The sequence below is a fragment of the Shewanella sp. SW24 genome, from assembly GCF_025653395.1.
GTDB classification, from domain to species: Bacteria; Pseudomonadota; Gammaproteobacteria; order Enterobacterales; family Shewanellaceae; genus Shewanella; species Shewanella oncorhynchi.
This window is the reverse complement of sequence record NZ_JAKKSH010000011.1, coordinates 54,862-68,169: the sequence shown is the minus strand read 5'-3', so window position 1 is coordinate 68,169 and position 13,308 is coordinate 54,862. Positions and strand designations below refer to the sequence as shown.

Sequence of the window (13,308 nt, the reverse complement as noted above, 5' to 3'; positions counted from 1 at the left end):
ATGCGATTGTTACTAGTTGAAGATGATATAGAACTACAGACTAACTTAAAGCAACATCTCCTCGATGCCCATTACAGTATCGATGTGGCGAGTAATGGTGAAGAAGGCTTATTTCAAGCGCTCGAATACAACTATGATGCAGCAATTATCGATGTAGGTTTACCTAAACTCGATGGTATCGCCTTGATCCGTAGCGTGCGTGAACAAAAACGCGACTTTCCTATCCTGATTTTAACCGCAAGGGACAGTTGGCAAGATAAGGTTGAAGGACTCGATGCCGGTGCCGACGACTATCTGACGAAACCTTTCCATCCCCAAGAACTCATCGCACGACTAAAAGCCCTGATCCGTCGCTCCGCCGGTAAGGCCAGCCCCCTGATCTACAACGGCCCCTTTAGCCTTAACACCAGCAGTCTAGAAGTACGTAAAGGCGAAGAACTGGTTAATCTCAGTGGTTCTGAATACAAGCTATTCGAATTTTTTATGTTGCATCAAGGCGAAGTCAAATCAAAAACTGTACTCACAGAGCATATTTACGATCAGGATTTTGATTTAGATTCTAACGTCATCGAAGTCTTTATCCGCCGGTTACGCAAAAAACTCGACCCAGATAATCAATACAACTTAATTGAAACTCTGCGCGGCCAAGGTTATCGCCTAAAAGCGTTAACGTCCGGGCAAGCAGCCGATGAGTAAACGCGCCATGGCGTGGCAAGTGTTGAACTCCCTAAAAGCACGCTTAGTTGCCAGCGCGCTATTATTTATCTTAGTGTTATTACCTTTGATCGGCGTTGCCTTAAACGATGCCTTTACTGAACAAGTTAAAAGCGCAACCAAGAATGAACTCAGTGCCTATGTCTATTCGATTCTCGCGGTGACTGAAGTCGAAAACAAACAAATCTCCATCCCAGAGTTAGTGTTAGAGAATCGTTTTAACCTCATTCAATCAGGACTGTATGCCATTGCAACCACTGAAGACGCCAGCGGCAAACAAGATATAGTGTGGCACTCGCAATCTTTTATGGGGATTACGCCACCGCCACATTTTACCATCCCAGCCACAGGTCAAAGCGCATTTGAGCAAATCGAGCTCGCCGATCAACTCCATTTGATTTATAGCTTTAGTGTCAGTTTTGCCAGCCAAAATCAAAACGTGCCAGTGACAATCCACATCATTAAAGACGAGCGAGAATTTCAGCAGCAAATTGATCAGTTTAATCAACAGCTTTGGACTTGGCTGCTGATCTTAATGTTAGTCATGTTAGTGTTTCAATTAAGTTGGTTACTGTGGACGTTGCGACCTTTAGCACGCTTTACCCAAGAGTTACATTCCGTCGAGCAAGGTAAGTCGATGCAGCTAAGTAGCCAATACCCCACTGAATTACAAGCGGTTGCTCGGCAGCTTAATATTTTGCTCAATACCGAACAAACCCAACGAAAACGCTATCGTAATGCCTTGGCCGACCTAGCCCATAGCCTCAAAACACCACTGGCGGTGATCAAGAGTCAGGCCGACTTAAGCGAATCCTCTAGTGAGCAAGTATCAGTGATCAGCAGGATCATTGGCCACCAGCTAAAACGCGCCCAAACCGCAGCGGCGGCCTCGTGGCATTTAGGTATTCGTGTCGATGAAGTCGCCGCTAAGTTATTACGCACATTAGCTAAAATTTATCGAGAGCCACAAATCAATCTCAGCGGCGAGATGGTAGAACACGCAGTATTCAAGGGGGATGAAGCAGATCTGACTGAAATTCTAGGCAATTTACTCGACAACGCCTGTAAAGCCGCGAAGTCTACGGTGACATTAACGGTCACAGGCGATGCCTATCAACTGCTAATCTGTATCGAAGATGATGGCCCAGGGATCAGTGAAGCCCTGCAAAATCAAATCTTTGAACGTGGTATTCGCGCAGACTCCTACCTTCAAGGTAATGGTATTGGGCTTGCTATCGTGCGCGATTTAGTCGACAGCTATAACGGCAGAATTTCAGTCTCTCGTTCAGAAACCTTAGGTGGTGCCAAATTTAGCATCAGCTTTGCACACTCAGTTTAAGTCTTTATTTTCAATGCGATAGATTTATGACTTCTCTTAAAGTTTGGCTATGAATAAATATTTAACCGCAAAACACTTTCAGCTTATGTTCATATTCACGCGCCTAATATGCCCATAACATCCTCGAACAGGATTATTGGAGCAAACCATGAACAGACTACATCGATGGAATTGGCTAGTGTTAACGGCGGCATTAGTGGCCTTGCCTTTCACTACCACAGCACAGGCTGCGGGCATATCTGTGAGCCAAGGCTCGAGCACAGCGGCAAGCCAAGCCGAACTCGAACAAATGCTGGCGCCTATTGCCTTGTATCCCGATAGCTTACTGACCCACATACTTATCGCTTCAACTTATCCACTCGAATTAGTGCAGGCGCAGCGTTGGTTAACCCTGCGCCCCAAATCATCGATCGACCAAATTATGTCGCAAGCCGAAGATCAGGACTGGGACCCGAGCGTCAAAGCCTTGCTGGCCTTCCCGACTCTGCTGCAAAAAATGAGTGAAGATCTCGAATGGACTCAAAGACTCGGTGAAGCCTTCTTAGAAGATGAAGGCCAAGTGATGAACAGCATTCAGTCCCTAAGACAACAGGCTGATAAAGCGAATAGCTTAGCAGACATGGATAACATGGCAATTACCCGCGCCAACAATCAGATCATCATAGAACCCGCTAAGCGAGAAATCGTCTACGTCCCCTATTACGATCCACGCGTGGTTTACGGCACATGGCGTTGGGGTGTGGCTTATCCTCCTGTATATTGGGAATTTGGCGGCTATGCTGGCTATCCCTATCGTCCGAGTCATAACCATTTCTACTGGTCACCGGGCATCCATATTTCCTTTAACTACTTCTTCAGTTCGTTCCACTGGCACAACCATAAAGTGGTGGTGATCGACTATCGCCATTCACACCGATATCGCCCACGGGAAAGATACAGTGTTAGCCATGGCGCACAACCTTGGAAACATAAACCCGAACATAGACGCGGTGTGAGTTATCACAATCCAGTGGTGAAACAACGCTATTACCATGATGATAAATATCGCGGCAGAGATTCACACTCCAGCGGCAGTAAACAGCACTTCAATAGCCAATATTCGAAGTCTAAAGAACGCCAAGATACCCATAGTAATCTGGGTAATATGAGTAATCAGGGCAATAAAAGTCGTGATAATAAAGACTATCACAACGTCAGCCGTGAACGTGATAACCGCACGCCGAGTTATCAGAAAACACAAGCCGAGTTAAAGGAGCATCGCTCCGCCCCTATGGTACAAACACCAACCCACAAGGAGCGTAATGACATGCAATCAAGACCCGTGCAGTCAAAGCCAATGTCATCAAAGGAGCCTCAGCAAAGGCAATACCAAACTCGGGAGTCACAGCCGCGTAATGTCGATCAACAAAGGGCACTGTCACAAAGGCAAGAAAAACCAAGAACTATGACCCCAAGAGTTGAAACGCCACGACCTGAAACAAGACGTACAGAGCCACAACGGATTGAACAACCAAGACAAGCGGCGCCTAGACAACGCGAAGAAGTGAGAGTGAGACAAAGTGAGCCACGCCAAAATGCGCAAACCGCTCGCTCGGTAGAACATAACCAAGGTCGATCAACTCAAAGCCAAGAACGCCGTCATAGGGAATAACAAGATATAAACTGAAAACGAGTGCCCAGAAGACTCACCCTCTTACTGGGCATTTTTATGGATTATTTATCTGTAACATCACCTCACAAAGGCAACTTCCTCCAGAGTTAAGATCCTAAATATATCTCATATTCCAAAATGAACTACAAATAACAATTTTAATAACCAAATTTGTAGATATAGTCAGAGTGCGAGTCAAACTGGCTTCATCCGGTCGTCATTTGGCTCTCTTATCAATTCACATCTTGGAGGATGAAATATGGCAACCTTATTAATTGTGCCAGGGTTTGGTGGTAGCGGCCCTTTACATTGGCAAAGTTGGATTGCACAAAAATATGAATCAGCTATATGGGTCAATGACTTACCACTATTGGAGCCTAAGATTCATATCTGGGCCAATGCCATTTGCCGCGCAATCGATCAAATCGAAGGTGAAATCCTCATCCTCGCCCACAGTTTTGGCTGTTTAGCGACAAGCCTTGCCATCGCTCATCATCCACAGCAGGTAGCAGCAGCTATTTTAGTCGCGCCAGCATCACCAGCACGATTTTCTGAGAATGGACACATTCTGCCTGAACACGATGGCACTCAAACGATCAAACACTTGTTGCCAAAACATCCCTTAGGTGTCGCAGGGCTTGTCATTGCCAGTGAAAACGATCCTTGGATGCCCTTTAATCAAGCTGCAAAACTGGCAAAGAAATTTGGATTCCCAACAATCAACTTAGGGTTAAGTGGCCACATTAATGTCGATTCCGGACATGGATAGTGGCCCCTCATTGATGTGCTTATTGGTAATCTTATCTATCAAATAGAAAGTGCAACTCAGAGCCAGTCTAACGATCTCGTAAACTCAAACACACAAAAGACACACTTATTACATAAAAGAATATCAAATCGCAAAATGTAACTTTTTAGTTATCAATATTTGATTATAATTCCAATTACGTTGTCAAAAACCACTTACATGAGGACTTATATGGCAACCAAAGAAGATCTACAAACCGTGATCCCCTTGCTCGTCAATAGTTTAGAAAAACTACTGGGTAGAATTGAGTTTGGGACAGTGGAATTAACCTTTCACCATGGGAAATTAGTGCAATTAGAAAAGAAAGAAAAAATTCGTTTAGACCAAGTTACGCCGTCGAAATAAAACGAAATTTACCACCCAATCAACACAGTTAGACCACATCGCTGACCGGTCAACCGGAAGCCTTATTAAATAATATGAGGATTTCGGTATGAATATTTTATCTCACCTACAAAAAGCAACACTCACCTTAGTTTTGGCCTCGGCTAGTTTTCTCGCACTCGCTGAAGATACGCTATTGAATGTTTCCTATGATCCAACCCGTGAATTCTATCGGGAATATAACCAACTCTTTAGCCAATATTGGCAAAAACAGGGCCATAAAGCCCCAACCATACGTCAATCTCATGGTGGTTCAGGCTCGCAAGCTCGCTCAGTTATTGATGGATTAGAAGCGGATGTTGTCACTCTGGCACTGGCCTATGACGTTGATGCATTAAGGCAAAAAGCGGATTTAATTCCTGAAAATTGGCAAAGTCGCCTGCCACACAATAGCTCGCCCTATACCTCGACCATAGTGCTATTGGTTCGTAAGGGAAATCCCAAAAATATCCATGACTGGAATGACTTAGTTCGTGAAGGTGTAGAAGTCATTACCCCAAATCCTAAGACTTCAGTTGGGGCGCGCTGGAACTATCTCGCTGCTTGGGGTTATGCACTGAAGCAATACGGCTCAGAAGAAAAAGCGTTAGAGTTTGTTACTCAGATTTATAAAAACGTACCTGTGCTGGACTCAGGCGCCCGTGGCGCAACCAATACCTTTGTACAGCGTAACATTGGCGATGTGTTCATCGCTTGGGAAAATGAAGCCATATTATCTGTTGAGCAGTTAGGAAAAGGTGAATTTGAAATTATTGTTCCAAGTGTCAGTATTCTTGCCGAGCCACCAGTGACAGTGGTAGATAAAAATGTCGATCGCAAAGGGACACGTAAGTTAGCAGAAGCTTACCTAGCACATCTCTATACTGATGAAGCACAACACCTAGCTGCAAAACACTTTTATCGCCCAACAAACCCAGACGTTGCGTTGCAATACAAAGACAAATTTCCACAACTGACGCTCTTTACCATTGATGAGGTTTTTGGTGGCTGGAACAAAGCACAAAAAACGCATTTTAATGATGGTGGTCAATTCGATTCTATTTTAACCAAGATTAGCAAGTAATCTTTTATGCGGTTTCACTCATTCGAAACCGCCCATGAGTTTCACTTATCTCGCTACGGAATAATGATATGAGCAAGGTTGTCATAAAATCTGTGCTACCTGGATTTGGTATTACCTTAGGCTTCTCAGTTTTATATTTAAGTTTGCTATTTCTTATTCCTGTAGCCGGATTAGTTCTGTTTACGCTGCAAATGAGTTGGGCTGACTTTTGGGTCGCCATTAGTCATCCTCAGGTTGTAGCCTCATACAAGCTGTCATTTACGGCGTCTTTTATTGGCGCCAGTATTAATGCCATTTTTGGGACTCTCGTCGCTTGGGTGTTAGTACGTTATCAATTTTTTGGTAAAAAAGTCGTCGATGCTTTAGTCGATCTACCTTTTGCCTTACCGACGGCTGTCGCAGGTATCGCGCTCGTAACGCTTTATTCGACTACCGGGTGGGTAGGTCAATATTTACATTTATGGGGCATTAAAGTCGCCTACAGTCAGATTGGTGTTGTGATCGCCTTAACTTACATTGGATTGCCCTTTGTCGTCCGAACAGTGCAACCGGTTTTGGCTGACTTTTCAAAGGAACTCGAAGAAGCCTCAGCATCCCTCGGTGCTAATCGATTAACCACCATAAGAAGAGTGATCCTACCTGCGGTATTACCTGCATTATTAACGGGTTACGCCTTAGCCTTTGCGCGTGCTGTGGGTGAATATGGTTCCGTCATTTTTATCTCGGGCAATTTGCCCTATCGCACCGAAATTACTCCGCTACTGATAGTGTCCAAAGCTGAGCAATATGACTATAACGGCGCCGCGGCTATCGGCGTGGTCATGCTCGCAGCAGCTTTCCTCTTATTGTTATTAATTAATAGCCTACAGTGGTGGGCGAGTAAAAGAGGTTAAGTCTATGGGCCAAATATCGACTGTAAATCATCACGCTACTACTGAGGCTCCTTGGATAAAGTGGAGTTTAATCGGGATCGCATTAAGCTTTCTCGCACTGTTTCTGGTTTTGCCATTAGCGGTTGTGCTCTACGGCGCCTTTAAAGCGGGTCTCAAGGTCTGGTGGCAAGCCGTGACAGATCCCGATGCGCTCGCTTCCATTCGACTCACCATGTTAGTGTTAATTATTGTTGTACCCACTAATGCTATTTTTGGTGTAGCCATCGCTTGGGCCATTGCTAAATTTGAGTTTAGAGGCAAAACCATACTGATCTCAATAATCGATATGCCCTTCGCTATCTCACCCGTCGTGGTCGGGCTGATTTTTGTGATCCTCTTTGGTGCCCAAGGCTGGTTTGGGCCTTGGCTTGCTGCCCATGATTTAAAAGTGATTTTTGCCGTTCCGGGCATAGTCATTGTCATCATGTTCGGCACTTTACCCTTTATTGCCCGTGAACTCATCCCACTGATGCAGCAACAGGGCAAAGATGAAGAAGAGGCCTCACTCACCTTAGGTGCCAGTGGTTTAAAGACCTTTTGGTATGTCACACTGCCGAACATTAAGTGGGGCTTACTCTACGGCGTGATCCTGTGTAATGCCCGTGCTATGGGCGAGTTTGGGGCGGTAGCAGTGGTCTCTGGACGCATTCGCGGTGAGACCAATACTATGCCGCTACACATAGAAGTGCTTTATAACGAATACATGTTTACGGCCGCGTTTGCCGTGTCATCCCTGCTCACAGGTTTAGCACTGGTCACTATCGTGCTGAAAAGCCTCGTGGAGTGGAAAGATGAGCGCAAACATCAAATTAACTAAACGCAACGTCCTTGGGAACAGAGCATTATGAGCATACACATTCAACAAGTTAATAAGCGTTTTAGTGATTTTGTTGCCGTGGACTCGGTCAATTTAGAGATCAAAACCGGAGAGCTGACGGCCCTTTTAGGCCCATCCGGCTCAGGCAAAACAACTTTACTCAGGATTATTGCCGGACTCGAACAGGCCGACAGTGGCATAGTCAGATTTAATGGCGAAGACATCACCACACAGCATGTGAGTGAACGCGGTGTCGGTTTTGTATTCCAACATTACGCCCTGTTTAAACATATGACTGTATTCGAAAATGTCGCCTATGGACTCACAGTCAGACCACGAAAGACACGTCCGACTAAGGCAGAAATTGCCGATAAGGTGCATTCATTACTCAAACTCGTCCAATTAGATTGGACTGCTAATCGCTATCCATCACAACTTTCAGGCGGTCAAAGGCAACGCATCGCACTCGCCCGCGCGCTTGCGGTCGAACCTAAGGTTCTACTGTTAGACGAACCCTTTGGCGCGCTCGATGCAAAAGTGCGCGCAGAATTACGCCGCTGGTTAAGACGCTTACACGATGAGATTAATGTCACTACCGTATTTGTGACCCATGATCAGGAAGAAGCACTCGAAGTCGCAGACAAAATCGTGGTGATGAATCAAGGCCGTATCGAGCAGCAAGGTACGCCAGAAGAAGTCTATGATAATCCAAGCAATCCTTTTGTGTACGAGTTTCTTGGCAATGTGAACCTATTTCATGCCCGAGTAAAACAAGGGCATAGCACTATAGGCAATATTCACATTCCCTCACCTGAGCACACGATTAACGAAGAGCAACAAGGCTTAGCCTATGTGCGCCCACACGAGATTGAAGTACTGACACAACCAATTGAAAATGCCCTTAAAGTCAGTTTAGACTTAGTGACCATAGTTGGCCCAGCAGTGAGATTAGAAGTCCTAACTGAGCTAGATAACCAACTGATCCATGTTGAATTATCTAAAGTGCAATTTAAACGGCTTGGCATAAACAAAGGCGATAGCGCTTGGATCCAGCCGCGCTATACCAAAGTCTTTTTAGGGGAAGGCATTTAGCCACTCACCGCCATAATCAATAGATTAGAACTTCAAGGTCAAGGACTGACCTTCTCCCATTCCCTGCCACTCGACACTCAAATCCATAATCTCATTGAGAATATGATCAAAATCTGTTTGGTTAACAGTAGGAACGGCCAAGTCTCGACTGCTACAGGCTTGCTCTAACAGATAAATAAAGCCGTCATAGGTTGGCGTTTCACCCGACCACAGTAGCGACTGCAGGGTCTCAACTATGGATTCGGTTTGCCACACCTCCGTTTTATCAGCGATGGCGCGGGAGATTTCATTATGCTCTAAGGTAAAGCTGATATCGGCGCCAGCTCTGATCTGCGAGAAAAAAGCGCCTTGAATATGCAGGCGTTTTTCAACCACATAGTGGATCATATCGTGAGGTGCTATACCTTGTTCTGGCATTTGGGTTTGGGTCGCACTACCGTCCATGCGCACACAGCGCAACTGGCCATAACGCTGAGTACCTTTAGTGAAGATGACTTGCATAAAACCATCCTTAGTATTTTGATTAACGCATGCATAATGCGAACTCAAGTATAGTCCAACTCTGCGCCAGCATTAGAAAAACAACAACACTCTGCCGTTATAAATTACGCTGGATAAAGCGGAAACACTCTTCTGCCGCTAAGGGTTTACTAAAGTAAAACCCTTGCACTAAGTCGCACCCCATGCTCGACAATAATACCAATTGCGCCTCATTTTCAACCCCTTCAGCGACCACAGTTAACCCTAATTCATGGGACATAGAAATAGTTGCAGCGCTAATGGCTGCATCGTTCGGGTCGGTCTCAATATCCTTCACAAAGGATCGGTCGAGCTTTAACCTGTCTAAGGGCAAGAGTTTCAAATAGGATAAAGAGGAATATCCTGTACCAAAATCATCGATGGCGAGCTCGATACCATGTTGGCGCAATTCCGCTAATAGGCGCGCATTCTGCTCAGGATATTGCATCGCCACACTCTCGGTAATCTCCAGCTCCAGTGCGCCTTTGCCCAACTTATGCTTCACCAGCACATTGGTAATATCGGCGACTATCGTATCCTTACGGAGTTGATGCGCTGACAGATTCACTGCCATTCGCAACTCAGTGGCACCCGCTGCGCGCCAGACAGCAAGTTGCGCCATCGCCGTTTCTAACACCCATTGGCCAATTGGGATGATCATGTCGATCTCTTCGGCAATGGGAATAAAACGGTCAGGCGCTATCATGCCAAATTCGGGATGCTGCCAGCGCACAAGCGCTTCGACACTGACCACTTGCCCGCTTCTAATATCAATTTGTGGCTGATAATGCAGCCGCAATTCGTCGTTTGCTAACACTTGCCTCAGGCCCGTTTCAATATGCTGGCGCTCAGTGATCAAGGTGTTCATTGCCGCAGTAAAGAATTGATAGTTATTGCGTCCAGCCGCTTTTGCGCGGTACATGGCCATATCGGCATTTTTCATCAAGGCTTCAACACTGTCACCATCATTGGGGAATAAACTGATCCCTATACTTGGCGATGAATGTAATGCTTGATTATTAATCACATAGGTTTGACTCAAACCACTGCGCAGCGCCTCGGCTAAACTGGTCACTTCATCATGGTTTGTATCAGACAAGGCAACCACAAACTCATCGCCCCCCAAACGCGCCACAGTATCATTATCACCAACGATGTATTTCAAACGTCGGGCAACCTCTAGCAGCAGTTGATCGCCCACATGATGGCCCAAGGTATCGTTGATATTTTTAAAGTGGTCCATGTCGATAAACATTACCGCTATTTGGCTGTGGGATACCAGAGCATCCTTAAACACCACTTCGAGGCGCGACTGCAAGCTCAGTCGATTAGGCAATAAGGTCAAAGAGTCATGATGGGCAAGGAAATGAATGCGTTCCTCACTGACTTTACGCTCACTGATATCGGTAAAGCTGCCAATATAGTGACTCACGGCACCAGAATCATCCCGCACCACAGACATCATCAACCATTTCGGGAAATCGTAGCCTTGTTTATGCCTATCCCAGACTTCACCTTGCCAGAAACCCGTTTGCTCGAGGGCAGCACGGACTTGAGAATCGATACTTTTATCCGTTCGTTCAGCCTCTATAAAACGGCAGTTTTTACCAATAATGTCCTCTCGGGAATAACCCGTGATCTGAGAAAATGCGCTATTCACATCCACAATGATATCGTTGGCATCCATAATCGTGATGCCTTCACCACTCTGCTGAAATACTTGCGCCAAGAGATTTACCCGCGCAACGGTACGCTCCTGCTCGGTAATATCTTCGACGATAAACAAAATTAGCTGTTCACCATTGGCACCAGTAACTAAAGCACCGTTAAGGCGCACCGCCACTAATTGGCCATTTTTATGTAAATAATGCTTCTGATAGGGACCATAACGGCGCGTCTGCTTTAAGCGCTCTAATTGCTCATTTTCACTTAATTGATAACGCTTTGGGGTAAGATCCCAAGGATCAAGTTGATTAAGCTCATCGAGCGAATATCCCGTAATCGCTTGAAAGGCGGGGTTAATCGCCACAAATTGACCATCATCTAAACGTTTAAGCACATGCCCCACTGGGGCCTTATCAAATAGGTTTCGGTATTTTTGCTCACTTTCGACCAAGGTAGCTTGAAAAGCCTGACGGCGGGCAATTTCCTTCGACAATGCCATGGTTTTTTCTGTCACTTTTTCGGCAATACGTTGGCGCTCGCCGGAGGAAACCAGTGTCATACCGCCCACGACCGCACAAGTGATAAAGGCGAGCAGCAGCATTAGTAGCGATAAGCTAAAAGTATCGCCCATCAGCACCGCATAGGATTGATAAATCACTATATGCCAATGACGATCCGCTAACATCAGGTTTGCCTGAAAATACTGCCCAGTTTTATCGCTGAAGAGCTTGCTGCTAAATTCAGGAAACGATTTTTGAGTATTGCTATAAAGTAAGGTACCGCCCGCACTCATATCTGTCAGTTGCCACTGCAACCCTTTTACACTATCAACATCATCAATAATGCCTTGCAAATCAATTACAGCTGAACAAAACCCTGAGATCTTACCCAATCGGTCAAAAGCAGGAGCAATGAGTAAAGTGCCACCAGGACCATTGGGATCTTGTGCCAATTGAATCTTGGCTGTCATCACGGGTGCTAACGTCGCACGCACTTTTGCGATGGCTGCGGCTCGCGTCGGCTCACTATTGAGATCTAATCCCAAGGCCGCTTCGTTACCTATCTGCGGCTGAATATACATCACAGGGACTAGCCAACCATCGGTATTCGCCTGCCAGCCTTCGGGACGAGTCACTTTGTAGGAACCACCAACCACAGAACGAATTGATGCCTCAAAACTTTGCTGATCGGCTGCCGCCACAAGCGGTGACCAAGACCAAGCTCTAAAGCCATCCTTCATCAACATATTGCGTTTGCCAAACTGTACAAACTCATCCTCAGAAACCTGCTCGCTATTATCGAACAAGCTTGCTAAGGCAACAATTTGTTGGAGGTTAGCATCTTGAAAACTTTCAATATTGCTAATAATCGCATTAGATTGAACCAGAAACTTATCCTGCAACTGTTGGCGCTGATTCATATCTGAGTAGTAATAAATCCCCACGCAAAATAAAAAGCCCACCAGCAAAGGCACACCCGTCTGAATGCGGCGAGAACGCCAAATAACTCGCTTATCAAATAACAACATAGTCAGAGGGATAAAAATCACGGCACCGAGCAAATCCCCCGTCCACCAATTTATTAAACTACCCAGTAAATCGGACTGTGGAATCGTACCGTGGATCACTAAGGCACTGTTGCCAAAAACGGTCGCCACAATACAAGTGAAGGCTAAGCTCAAGCAGGATTTAATGACGGTATTAGGATTATCTAAGGTGAATAAATGATCGACTCGCCCAAGAACATGGGCTGAAAGCACAGCCTGTATACAAGTTCCAATCGAGATGGCAAAGGGTAACCAACCAAAATGGATATGCCCGCCAATATTGATGTTGATCAGCAGTGAACCAATAAACACGCCAATCCAAGGCGCATATTCTTTCCATAAAACACAAGCGGCAATAGCAATACCTGCGGCAGGCCAAATTGCAGCAGAATATCCGGGCGGTAAAGCAATCATCAAGCCTAATTTACCTACAACAATGTAAGCTAAGGCGATGAAAATGTTTACCTTAAAGTATGGGATAAATGACTTTATGTGTAGTCCTTCATGCTGACGCACTTCGAGAATTGAGAAGCATCATGCCCTACTCACAGGCTCAATCTCAAGCACATATCAGGGGCGAGATAAGTTCACAGTTTAATAATCGGTTTATCTAATGTAAATAGCGTAAATGACTGACACAATCACTCATTTAACGTGATGTTTTTATTTGGGATGCCGATCTCAAATGCACTTAATCACACAGCCAAACTTGGCGAGCCCAATCTTGCGACAAACAAGCTAACCCATCAAGACAACTATCGGCAACATTAACCCCGCC

At 45.5% G+C, this 13,308-nt stretch carries 11 protein-coding genes; 9 read left to right on the top strand and 2 right to left on the bottom strand.

What is annotated here, in order from left to right:
• The 9 genes from L5M17_RS10965 (at window position 1) to L5M17_RS10925 (ending at window position 8,800) form a co-directional block, all read left to right on the top strand.
• Entirely contained in the window at window positions 1-696 is a 696-nt protein-coding gene (locus tag L5M17_RS10965; protein WP_263147376.1) for a response regulator transcription factor, read from the top strand.
• Window positions 689-2,053 carry an ATP-binding protein gene (locus tag L5M17_RS10960; RefSeq protein ID WP_105250673.1) on the top strand — a complete coding sequence of 455 codons (1,365 nt, stop codon included), beginning with the start codon at window positions 689-691 and terminating at the stop codon, window positions 2,051-2,053. Before L5M17_RS10965 ends, L5M17_RS10960 begins: the two co-directional genes overlap by 8 nt.
• 148 nt (window positions 2,054-2,201) lie before the next feature.
• Complete coding sequence (locus L5M17_RS10955; protein ID WP_263147372.1) at window positions 2,202-3,704, top strand: DUF3300 domain-containing protein; 1,503 nt, start codon at window positions 2,202-2,204, stop codon at window positions 3,702-3,704.
• A gap of 259 nt (window positions 3,705-3,963) precedes the next feature.
• Complete coding sequence (locus L5M17_RS10950) at window positions 3,964-4,473, top strand: alpha/beta hydrolase (protein WP_263147370.1); 510 nt, start codon at window positions 3,964-3,966, stop codon at window positions 4,471-4,473.
• Window positions 4,474-4,683: 210 nt separating this feature from the next.
• Window positions 4,684-4,857, top strand: coding sequence for a YezD family protein (locus L5M17_RS10945; protein WP_011790691.1), 174 nt, complete (start codon window positions 4,684-4,686; stop codon window positions 4,855-4,857).
• An 88-nt stretch (window positions 4,858-4,945) separates the two neighbouring features.
• Window positions 4,946-5,959, top strand: coding sequence for a sulfate ABC transporter substrate-binding protein (locus L5M17_RS10940; protein ID WP_263147367.1), 1,014 nt, complete (start codon window positions 4,946-4,948; stop codon window positions 5,957-5,959).
• A gap of 68 nt (window positions 5,960-6,027) precedes the next feature.
• Window positions 6,028-6,852 carry a sulfate ABC transporter permease subunit CysT gene (cysT, locus tag L5M17_RS10935; RefSeq protein WP_011790693.1) on the top strand — a complete coding sequence of 275 codons (825 nt, stop codon included), beginning with the start codon at window positions 6,028-6,030 and terminating at the stop codon, window positions 6,850-6,852.
• Window positions 6,853-6,856: 4 nt separating this feature from the next.
• On the top strand, window positions 6,857-7,708 hold the full coding sequence (gene cysW, locus L5M17_RS10930) for a sulfate ABC transporter permease subunit CysW (protein WP_263147359.1): 852 nt from the start codon (window positions 6,857-6,859) through the stop codon (window positions 7,706-7,708).
• 27 nt (window positions 7,709-7,735) lie between these two features.
• Window positions 7,736-8,800 (top strand): sulfate/molybdate ABC transporter ATP-binding protein, encoded by a 1,065-nt coding sequence (locus tag L5M17_RS10925; protein ID WP_263147356.1) that lies wholly within the window; start codon window positions 7,736-7,738, stop codon window positions 8,798-8,800.
• Between the two features lie 24 nt (window positions 8,801-8,824).
• Here L5M17_RS10925 and L5M17_RS10920 read toward each other — a convergent pair whose 3' ends face one another.
• On the bottom strand, window positions 8,825-9,301 hold the full coding sequence (locus L5M17_RS10920) for a cytoplasmic protein (protein ID WP_263147353.1): 477 nt from the start codon (window positions 9,299-9,301) through the stop codon (window positions 8,825-8,827).
• 97 nt (window positions 9,302-9,398) lie between these two features.
• On the bottom strand, window positions 9,399-13,046 hold the full coding sequence (locus L5M17_RS10915; RefSeq protein ID WP_263147351.1) for an EAL domain-containing protein: 3,648 nt from the start codon (window positions 13,044-13,046) through the stop codon (window positions 9,399-9,401).
• Window positions 13,047-13,308 lie beyond the last annotated feature (262 nt).